At 67.3% G+C, this 9,462-nt stretch carries 7 protein-coding genes and 1 tRNA gene; 4 read left to right on the top strand and 4 right to left on the bottom strand.

Annotation, left to right across the window (positions count from 1 at the left end; translation table 11 throughout):
- The first annotated feature begins 246 nt into the window (after window positions 1–246).
- From ACTIAO_RS08860 to hrpB, 3 genes are all read left to right on the top strand, one after another.
- Window positions 247–675: a MarR family winged helix-turn-helix transcriptional regulator gene (locus ACTIAO_RS08860; RefSeq protein ID WP_441905925.1), complete on the top strand. Its 429-nt coding sequence runs from the start codon at window positions 247–249 to the stop codon at window positions 673–675.
- A gap of 99 nt (window positions 676–774) precedes the next feature.
- Window positions 775–2,403 (top strand): SPFH domain-containing protein, encoded by a 1,629-nt coding sequence (locus ACTIAO_RS08855; RefSeq protein WP_441905924.1) that lies wholly within the window; start codon window positions 775–777, stop codon window positions 2,401–2,403.
- A 125-nt stretch (window positions 2,404–2,528) separates the two neighbouring features.
- Entirely contained in the window at window positions 2,529–5,093 is a 2,565-nt protein-coding gene (hrpB, locus tag ACTIAO_RS08850) for an ATP-dependent helicase HrpB (RefSeq protein ID WP_441905923.1), read from the top strand.
- Between the two features lie 7 nt (window positions 5,094–5,100).
- Here the strand turns inward: hrpB and ACTIAO_RS08845 are convergent, their stop codons facing one another.
- From ACTIAO_RS08845 to ACTIAO_RS08835, 3 genes are all read right to left on the bottom strand, one after another.
- Entirely contained in the window at window positions 5,101–6,726 is a 1,626-nt protein-coding gene (locus ACTIAO_RS08845) for an L-serine ammonia-lyase, iron-sulfur-dependent, subunit alpha (protein WP_441905922.1), read from the bottom strand.
- A 95-nt stretch (window positions 6,727–6,821) separates the two neighbouring features.
- Window positions 6,822–6,894 (bottom strand) — tRNA-Arg (locus tag ACTIAO_RS08840).
- Between the two features lie 72 nt (window positions 6,895–6,966).
- Window positions 6,967–7,527 carry an asparagine synthase gene (locus tag ACTIAO_RS08835; RefSeq protein ID WP_441905921.1) on the bottom strand — a complete coding sequence of 187 codons (561 nt, stop codon included), beginning with the start codon at window positions 7,525–7,527 and terminating at the stop codon, window positions 6,967–6,969.
- Between the two features lie 125 nt (window positions 7,528–7,652).
- Here ACTIAO_RS08835 and ACTIAO_RS08830 point away from each other — a divergent pair, with 125 nt between their 5' ends.
- Entirely contained in the window at window positions 7,653–8,489 is an 837-nt protein-coding gene (locus ACTIAO_RS08830) for an SDR family NAD(P)-dependent oxidoreductase (protein ID WP_441905920.1), read from the top strand.
- A gap of 13 nt (window positions 8,490–8,502) precedes the next feature.
- Here ACTIAO_RS08830 and ACTIAO_RS08825 read toward each other — a convergent pair whose 3' ends face one another.
- Window positions 8,503–9,375, bottom strand: coding sequence for a sulfurtransferase (locus tag ACTIAO_RS08825; RefSeq protein ID WP_441905919.1), 873 nt, complete (start codon window positions 9,373–9,375; stop codon window positions 8,503–8,505).
- Between the last annotated feature and the right edge of the window lie 87 nt (window positions 9,376–9,462).

Raw genomic sequence — 9,462 nt, 5'->3', positions numbered from 1 at the left:
AATGAGACGACTGTCAACTCGAATGAGATTTAGCCAACTCGAGTGAGACAGGACAGTTTCGGCAACTTAAAATCTCCGTAACCAAAACGTTGCATTCGTTACCTCGCCGTTATACAGTGATCACACGGTGAATGTTTGCTGTGGCATCCACCGCATGTGATTGCAGGACACTCTTGGTGCAAGGGATAAGGGTCGGTCGGGAGCCTCTCCGACCGACCCTTCACCATTCCGTTATTGTTGTATCTCATGACGGACCGTAAGCTCGCGCTCGAAGCGTGGGAGGGCCTGTTCCGCGCGCAACACGAGTTACTCATGGCCATGTCGGCGGATTTCGAAGGCACCCCGATCACTCAGGCCGAGTACGACGTGCTCCTCACGGTCACCCGTGCCCCGAACATGACGGTGCGTCTGCGCGAGGTGACGACGAATATGCTCATCAGTCAGCCGAGCGTCTCGCGCCTCGTCGACCGGATGGTCGCGCGCGGCTTGATCACGAAGACCTCCGACCCCGAAGACGGGCGCGGTGCGGTGCTGACAGCGACGGATGCCGGGGCGCGCGGTTTCCGCGAGGTCGCCACCACGCACAGTCGCTCCATCGCCGAGCGCATGTCGGTACTCGAGGAGCAGGAGATGCGCCAGCTGTGTGTCCTGACCGACAAGCTCCGCGGACGCTGATTCCACAGCATCCACTTGACCTGACCCCGGGGATACCGTCTCTGGCATAGTCGACTGTGCAGTCGCCGCACACGCGGGCTGCGAGAGAGGGAAAAACATATGGAGATCGCCGGAGCAATCGGCATTCTGATTCTCGTCGGCATCATCGTCGTCGTCCTGATCGTGATCGGACTGGTCGTGCTGCTATTCGCACGCAGCTGGATCAAGGTCGCGCGAGCCGATGAGGCGCTGGTCATCTCGGGACGCAAGCAGAAGGTTCAGCGCACCGTTGAAAAGCGCAACGCCGACGGCAGCTTCTCAGGGCAACCCGAAATGGTCGAATCGCCCGTCACGGTCATCGTCAACGGCAAGTCCCTGGTCAACCCGATCACGCAGCGCCATGAGATCATCTCGTTGCGCTCGCGTCAGGTATCGCTCAACGCGGAAGCACAGTCACTCGACAGCGTCACGTTGAATGTCGACGGCGTCGCGATCGTGAAGATCGCCTCTGACCCGCTCTACGTGCGCCGTGCTGCCGAGCGATTCGCTTCGCAGGACAAGGCCATCGAGCAGTTCACCACAGAGCAGCTCGAGGGCGCCCTGCGCGGGATCGTCGCCACACTCTCGGTCGTCGAGCTCATGCGCGACCGCAAGAAGTTCTCCGATCAGATCGCCGCTGATGTCTCGCAGGACCTCGCCGAGCAGGGGCTGATCCTCGACTCGTTCCAGATCAAGGGCATCACCGATGCCGTCGGCTACATCCAGTCGCTCGGTGCCCCTGAGATCCAGTCCAAGCGCCAGTCCGCCGAGATCTCGCAGACCAACGCCGACCGTGCGATCAATCAGAAGGTCATCACCAACCAGGAATCGAACCTGGTGGAGCAGACGGCCCTCGACACGAACACGGCAAACGCGAACGCCGGCATCGGTCGGGCCCGCGCCGAGGCCGAGCAGGCCGAGCACCTCGCCCGTGCCCAGGCCGAGCAGGCTGTTCTTCAGCAGAACGCCGAGAACCGCCAGGCCCAGCTGGATGCTGACGTCAAGCGCGTCGCTGATGCACAGAAGTACGAAGCCGAGACTCGTGCCCAGGCCGACCTCTACACGCGTGAGCGCGCAGCAGAGGCTGCTGCGATCGAGCAGGTGAAGCAGGCCGAGGCCCGCACCCGCATCGCCGAGCAGCAGGCAGAGGCCGACCGTGCGCGTGCCGCAGGTGAAGCGGCCGCGGCCGAGTCGAAGGCCACCGGTGAGGCCAACGCCCTGCGTGCGCTCGCCGAAGCTGAGGCCGAAGCACGCCGCCTGCGCGCCAACGCCGAGGCAGATGCGATCCGCGCCGAGGGTGAAGCCCGCGCTGCCGCGACCGAAGCAGAGGCGAAGGCCATCGCCTCCAACCAGGAGGCGTTCCTCTCCCAGCGCGTCATCGAGGTGCTGCCCACGATCATGGGCGAGTTCGCCAAGGGCTACGCGACGATCGGCAACGTCTCGATCATCGGCGGAGGTGGCGAAGAAGGAGCATCCAGTGTCGTCGGCGGCGACAGCGCAATCGCACTGCGCTCGGTCTTCGACAGCGTGAGCTCGGCGACCGGACTCGACCTCGCCGGAATCATCCAGGGACAGGCAGTCGGCCGCGGAATCGGCGACAGCATCGCGAACGCGCAGGCGCCGGCGGCAGCTCCGGCATCCGCTCCGAAGAAGGCCAAGACCCCGAAGGCGCCAACGACGCCCCCGGCTCCACCCGCAGCAGCCGAGTGACACGGGATGATTCTCGTCGGTTACGGACGCCGATAACCGACGAGAACCATCTCGCATGGCACCGGTGATCGCAGGACAGTGGCGAGCGACGCGCGACACCACGCCCGACCCGCGAAGATGGAGTGGTGACCCGCACCCCGTTCGATATCGCGACGATCGGCGACGGCCTGGCCTTCGCAGAGTCCGTCGACGACGTGCGCGCGGCGCTCGACGACAGCCCTGCCGTCGTGGTCAGCGCTCCCCCGGGCACCGGCAAGACCACGCTCGTGCCGCCGGTACTCGCGAATCGTGTCACTGGCCGTGTCATCGTCACCCAGCCGCGACGGGTCGCCGCTCGTGCCGCTGCCCGACGGCTCGCACAGCTCGACGGCTTTCCGCTCGGCAGTCGCGTCGGCTTCACCGTCCGCGGCGAGCGCGAAGTCTCCCCCGAGACACGCATCGAGTTCGTCACCGCTGGCGTTCTGCTTCGCCGGCTGCTCCACGACCCCGCACTCGATGGCGTCGGAGCGGTCATCCTCGACGAGGTGCATGAACGTGCGCTCGAGACCGATCTGCTGATCGGGCTGCTCGGCGAGGTGTGCGAATTGCGCGATGATCTCGTCGTCGTCGCCATGTCCGCAACGCTCGATGCCGAGAAGGTGGCGTCGGTCATCGGAACGGATGCTGCCCCCGCCCCGATCGTGACGCAGACGGTGCCGCAGTTTCCGCTGGAGGAGCGCTGGGCCCCAAGCCCCCCGCCCCGCCTCGACGAACGCGGTGTCACCTGGGGGTTCCTTGACCATGTGGCCGGCACCGCGGCATCCGCTGGTCGAGAACTGCGCAGCGTCGATCCCGCCGGCGACGTCCTGGTTTTCGCACCCGGAGCACGCGAAGTATCCGAGATTGCCCAGCGCATCAGGGCGAGTGCCCGCGACGTCGACGTCCGCGAGCTGCACGGGCAGATGCCCGCGCGCGAGCAGGATGCCGTCATCGGTGGCCGAACCGCGACCGACCCGCCGCGCATCATCGTCACCACCTCATTGGCGGAATCATCGCTCACGGTGCCGGGCGTCCGCATCGTCGTAGACACCTGCCTCTCTCGATATCCGCAGCGCGATGCCGCTCGCGGGATGAGCGGACTGGTCACGGGCCCGACGTCCCGAGCTTCCGCCGTCCAGCGCGCCGGACGCGCCACCCGACAGGGCCCGGGCACCGTCATCCGCTGCGTGGAAGAACGCACATACGCGGCAGCGCCCGCACGACCGGCACCCGAAATCATGACCACCGACCTCACCGACGCGGCACTGCTGCTCGCCTGCTGGGGTGCGCCGGGTGGCGCCGGGCTCCGCATGCTCGATCCGCTCCCCACGGAGAGCCTGAACGATGCGCTGGTCGTGCTTCACGCGATCGGTGCGATCGATGCAGACGGACGGGCGACAACGGAGGGGCACGAGCTCGCCCGCATTCCCACCGATCCCCGACTCGCACGGGCGCTCCGCGACGGAGCGCCGCTGGTGGGAGCACGGTTCGCCGCCGAAGTGGTCGCGCTGATCGGCGGTGACATCCGCATCGCCGGCAGTGACATTGCGGCATCCCTCGTGGAATTCCGCAACCGTCGCGCACCGGATTCTCGCCGATGGACGCAGGAAGTCACCAGGCTCCTGCGCAACGCGACGTATGCGAATGCTGACCGTGCACGTGCGAGCACGGATGACGTCGGACTCGTGGTCGCGCTCGCCTTCCCCGAACGGGTGGCGAGACGTGTCGAGCGGACCGCGAGCGGGGCGACGTACCTGTTGGCATCCGGAACCCGCGCCGGCCTCACAGGGCCGCTTGCTGATGTCGAATGGCTCGCCGTCGCAGACGTGGCTCGCGCACAGAGCCGTGCCGCGGCAGGAACGGGCGCGGTCATTCGCGCCGCCGCCGCGATCTCCGAAGAACAGGTCGAGCTCGCCGCCGATCATCTGATGACCGACCGCGTCGAGGCCGAATTCTCCGGAGGTCGCGTCGTCGCCCGCCGTGAGCGACGCATCGGGGCGATCGTGCGGTCGTCCGTCCCGGTGCGTGCACAGGCCGGCGACGGCGGACGCGACGCCGTCCGCCGCGCGCTCTCCCACGACGGACTCGGCGTCTTCACCTGGTCGGATGCCGCGGACGAGTTGCGCCGCCGCCTCGCACTGCTGCATCGCGAACTCGGGATGCCTTGGCCGGACGTCTCTGATGCCGCGCTGCTCGACAATCTCGATGTCTGGCTCGCCCCTGAGCTTGACGCTCTCGCCACCGGCACAGCCGCTTCGCGCATCGATCTCACCTCGGCGCTGCGGAGACTGCTTCCCTGGCCGGCGGCATCCGAATTTGACGCCCTCGCACCCGAGCGGCTCGAGGTGCCCAGCGGGTCGCGCGTGCGCATCACGTATCCGCCGCTCGATGACTCGACGGCGCGTCCGGTGGTCGCGGTGAAGCTGCAGGAGTGCTTCGGATGGGCTGAGACGCCGCGACTGGTGGGCGGACGGGTACCGGTGCTGTTCCATCTGCTCTCACCCGCGGCGCGTCCACTGGCCGTCACCGACGACCTCGCGTCGTTCTGGTCAGGACCATACGCCCAGGTGCGCGCCGAGATGCGCGGGCGGTATCCGAAGCATCCCTGGCCGGAGGACCCGTGGCAGGCGCAGCCGACGCGGCATACGACCCGCCGCGCGGCGCGGGACTGACGGCCGCTCAGCACTCGATGACGTTGACCGCGAGGCCGCCCTCGCTGGTCTCCTTGTACTTCGTCGACATGTCGATTCCGGTCTGCCGCATGGTCTCGACGACGGCATCCAGCGATACGTAGTGCTCGCCGTCGCCGCGCAGCGCGAGTCGCGCGGCGGTCACCGCGGTGGATGCTGCGATCGCATTGCGCTCGATGCAGGGAATCTGCACGAGCCCGCCGATCGGGTCGCACGTGAGACCGAGATGATGCTCCATGGCGATCTCGGCGGCGTTCTCGATCTGCCGGTTCGTGCCGCCCATCACCGCGGTGAGGCCTCCCGCCGCCATCGCGCAGGCGGAGCCGACCTCGGCCTGGCATCCGCCCTCGGCTCCCGAGATCGATGCGTTCGCCTTGAAGAGCGAGCCCAGTGCCGTCGCGGTGAGGAGGAAACGGCGGATGCCGCGGCGGCGGTTCGCCTCGGTGATGTGCTGCTGGGACTCATCGTTTCGGCTCGCTGGCGCTCGCTCAACGCGTTTCGTCTCGCTTCGCTCGCTCAACGGCCCGCGGGAATTCTCGCTCGGCGACCCGCTCTCGGTCCCTGAGCCTGTCGAAGGGTCCGAGCTTGTTTCGGGCCCTGAGCCTGTCGAAGGGTCCGAAGGACCGTGGAAGCCGAGGAGGGCGCTGCCGACGAGCTCGCCGTACGGTGTGACGGCGTTGCCCGCGCCGAGCCCGGAATCGGCGAGGAAGCGCCACCAGTACATCGCGACGGCGGGCAGGATTCCGGCGGCGCCGTTGGTGGGAGCGGTGACGACCCGCCCACCCGCGGCATTCTCCTCGTTGACGGCGAGCGCGAACGCTCCGAGCCACTCCCCTGGGATCGCCGGGGACCCTTCGGCTTCGATCGCAGCGAGCTGCTCGCGGATCGCCGAGGCGCGACGCTTGACCTTGAGGATGCCGGGGAGCACCCCATCCGCATGGAGTCCGGCATCCACGCATTCGGCCATGGCGTCCCAGATCGCGTCGAGACCATCCGCGACGTCGGTCTCCGAACGCACTGCCATCTCGTTCTCGCGGGCGACGTCGGCGATCGTGATGCCGCGCTCATCGCAGAGCGCGATCAGGGAAGCCGCATCGGTGTAGTCGAGCGGGAATCCGGCCGCGGACACCTGTGGCTCCTCACCGTCGCGGCGAATAAATCCACCGCCGATCGAGTAGTAGGTGTCCTCAGCGAGGACCGTGTCGTCTGCCGCGTGCGCCCGCAGTGTCATGGCGTTCGGATGCCCCGGTAGGCGCGTGCGCGGCGCGAACTCGACGTCGCCCTTGGCGAACGGCACCGCATGGGCACCGGCGATGAGCAGGCTCCCGCCCTCCGGGAACGTCGTCCACGCCTGACGGACCTCGGCGGGGTCGCAGGATTCCGGCTCGAGTCCGCCGAGGCCGGCCACGACAGCATCCGGTGTGCCATGCCCGATGCCGGTGGCACCGAGCGAACCGTAGAGGGTGCACGTCACACGGGCGACCTCCGTCAGCATCCCTCCAGCCGCGAGGCGCCGCGAGAAGTCCAGCGCCGCGCGCATCGGACCGACGGTGTGCGAGCTCGACGGCCCCACCCCGATGGAGAACAGGTCAAAGGCCGAGACGTACGCTGTCACACCTCAAGGCTACGCTGATCTGATCGACAAGACCACGAATGAGAAAGTCCCCGCCGCTTTCGCGACGGGGACTCCAGTACTGTCTCAACACAGTGTGCGCCACAAGGGACTCGAACCCCTAACCTTCTGATCCGTAGTCAGATGCTCTATCCATTGAGCTAGTGGCGCATTTTCGGCCTGTTCCAACGCAACGGGCCTCAGCAAGAATACATGACGAATGACGCGAACGCGAAACCGGGCTCACGCGGTTGTCTCGCGCTTGCGCTTCGCGCGCTGCTGCGAGGACAGCGCTTGCAGATCGACCAGGCGCAGCGCCTGCATCCGGGCCTCGCGCATGGCGTCGTAGTCGGGGTCCTGATCCGGACGCATGCCCTCCACCACCAGGCGACGGTCGAGGTTTCCGCGCACGTCTGCCCATGCGGCGACCCGTGCCTCTTCGACGAGAACGCCGAGCTTCTCGGGGTCGTCGATCATCGCGTTCAGACGCTCGGCGACGCCCGCGGATTGCTTGGCGCGACGGCGGAGGTTTCGCACATCGCGATCGCGATAATCGTGCGTCCCCGCGGGGTCGGAGTGCCGACCACGTGCGCGCTTGCGCAGACGGGTGACATTCTCAGCCGCCTGCTCCGACTCCGTGGCCATCGCACGCAGGGCCTCGCGGGCAACATCGAGATACTTCTCGGCGTCGAAGACGCCGCCTCGGGCGATCGTCCCGACCAGGATCTGGTTCTTGACCGCCAGGCGCGCGGCAGCGGTGGCTATCGCGACGCCTTCGGCGATGGCATCCGCAGTTCGTCCCACCAGAACCTCCTGTCCAGATCGTACCGTTCCCAACTGACACAACTGTCGGCCACAATAGATGCTGACAGGTTCTCCCCACCTGCCGAAGACGTCACCCGCACTGCCCGAGTGCTCAAGGAGAACGAATGCAACGGCTCACCCTCGCCGGAAACACCACTGTGGTCACCGGTGCCGCCAGCGGCATGGGAGCCGCGATCGCGCGCCAGCTCTCCGCAGAAGGCACCAGCCTCGTCCTCGTCGACCGTGATGCCACCGCGCTGAAATCGCTCGCAGATGATCTCCCCGGACCCGTCGGCACCTACGTCGTCGACCTGCGCGATGACGATGCCGTCTTCGCGACCGCAGACGAGATCATGACCGCGCATCCCCGGATCAACGCGCTGATCACCTGCGCCGGCTCATCGATGCTCGGCAGTCTCGATCAGCTCACGCTCGAGGAGATGCGCTGGCTGATGGACGTGAACCTGTGGGGCACGGTGTCGATCACGAAGGCTCTGCTACCCGCTCTGCGGAAGGCACCCGCCGCGCACATCACTCACCTGGGCAGCCTCTACGCGCTCGCGGCCCCTGCGGGACGCATCCCGTACTCCATGAGCAAGTTCGCCGTGCGCGGGTTCTCCGAGGCACTGCGCCATGAGCTCGAAGGCACCTCGGTCACGGTCGGCATCATCCACCCCGCCGGGGTCCGCACCGGCATCATCCTGCATGGCCGCTACGCCGAATCGATCGACCCGGCGGTGGCCGCACGAGCTGCCTCCGCGCAGGCGGCGATGTACCACACGGAGCCCGGGAGCGCTGCGGCGCAGATCATCCGGGCCACCGAGCGGCGCCGCCGGCGCACCGTGATCGGCAGAGAAGCGCGACTCGTCGACGTGATCGTGCGCGTCGCTCCGACACGCTACTGGCGAACGATGCGCGGAACGCTGCGCCAGGCAACCGACACCACCACCCCGGCGGCGTGAGGCGCCGCGCGAGTTAGATCCGCACCACGTGCCCGGAGGGGAGAATTCCGTCAGCAGCGGATCGACCTCGGGTGTTCGACCACTGGCTCCACGACCCGGGATATACCCGCGCTCGGATCCCCACGTGTTCGAGGGCCAGCGCGGTGTGCATGGCGGCGACGCCTGTGCCGCAGTACACCGCGACATCGGAGTCGGTGTTCACACCCGCTGTGGCGAAGACGCGCTGCAGCACCGCGGTCGGGTGGAAGCGCCCGTTGCCGTCGAGTGCTGCCATCGCCGGCAGGTTCACCGCTCCAGGAATATGACCCCCGACGGGAGCATCGACCGTCTGCACTCCGCTGTACTGCTCGGGCGTGCGCACATCCAGAAGCACACCGGTCGATGCGAAGCCGTCGACCTCATCGATCTCGAGCACATCGTCCGGGGCGTCGGCGCGAAGCGTCACCCCACCGGATGCCGGAAGCACATCCCCCTGCTCGAAGGGCAGACCTTCTGCAGCCCAGGAGCGGATGCCACCATCGAGCACCCTGATATCGATGCCGGTGCGCTGCAGCAGCCACCACAATCGGGCCGCTGGAACACTGCTGTTGTCGTCGTAGGCGACGACAATGTCCTCGTCGTCGATCCCCCAGCCGCGGGCGGAGCGCTGCAGGTCGGAGATCGCAGGGAGCGGATGCCGCCCCTCCTGCGGCTGGCCGCGACGAGCAAGCTCGCGTTCGAGATCCACGTACACAGCTCCCGGAAGATGGGCCCGGAGGTACTCCGGCCGTCCCTCGGGACGATCGAGCCGCCAGCGCACGTCGAGCAGCCGCACCGGCGGGCCGGCACCATGCTCTGCGACGCTCTGCAGGTGCAGCAGCTGCGCCACGCTGACCAGATGACTCATGTATTCAGCATCCGCGTGGGTCGCCGTGCCGTCACCCACCTGCGACACGCGCGTTAACGGGGAGACACGCAACGTAACGTGCCGACC

Origin of the sequence: Microbacterium sp., assembly GCF_052099035.1 — a bacterium.
In the GTDB taxonomy this organism is placed as follows: Bacteria; Actinomycetota; Actinomycetes; order Actinomycetales; family Microbacteriaceae; genus Microbacterium.
The sequence above is the reverse complement of the archived record's forward strand: the minus strand, read 5'-3'. Positions and strand labels throughout refer to the sequence as shown.

Bases quoted from the DNA above. Each gene is read 5' to 3' on its own strand.
- ACTIAO_RS08860 (WP_441905925.1), top strand. From the start codon at position 247: ATGACGGACCGTAAGCTCGCGCTCGAAGCGTGGGAGGGCCTGTTCCGC.
- ACTIAO_RS08855 (WP_441905924.1), top strand. From the start codon at position 775: ATGGAGATCGCCGGAGCAATCGGCATTCTGATTCTCGTCGGCATCATC.
- ACTIAO_RS08830 (WP_441905920.1), top strand. From the start codon at position 7,653: ATGCAACGGCTCACCCTCGCCGGAAACACCACTGTGGTCACCGGTGCC.
- ACTIAO_RS08825 (WP_441905919.1), bottom strand. From the start codon at position 9,375: ATGAGTCATCTGGTCAGCGTGGCGCAGCTGCTGCACCTGCAGAGCGTC.